Here is a 259-nt window from a genome sequence, read left to right on the forward strand (position 1 = left end):
CTCCGCCGCCGCCGCGGTGGCGTCGATCTCGGTGGTGAACACCGCAGCGACGAGAGCCGCGCGATTCGGGAAGTGCCGGTACAACGTCCCGACTCCGACTCCGGCTTCGGCGGCGATCTCGCGCGCCGGCGCATCGACAACCCGCCGGTCCCGCCGGTGACATCGGCAACCTCGGCGGCGGCAGCTGGGTCGTGAACAAGGACAGCAAGAACGCCGCCTCGGCGTGGAAGGTCGTCCGCGAGATGGCCGACGAGAAGAC

At 70.7% G+C, this 259-nt stretch carries 1 pseudogene; it reads right to left on the bottom strand.

Annotated elements, in window-relative coordinates:
* Window positions 1-138 (bottom strand): annotated as a pseudogene (locus I5G_RS24705) (TetR family transcriptional regulator); the annotation flags it as partial.
* Between the last annotated feature and the right edge of the window lie 121 nt (window positions 139-259).

Source organism: Microbacterium sp. B19 (assembly GCF_000333395.1).
GTDB lineage: Bacteria > Actinomycetota > Actinomycetes > Actinomycetales > Microbacteriaceae > Microbacterium.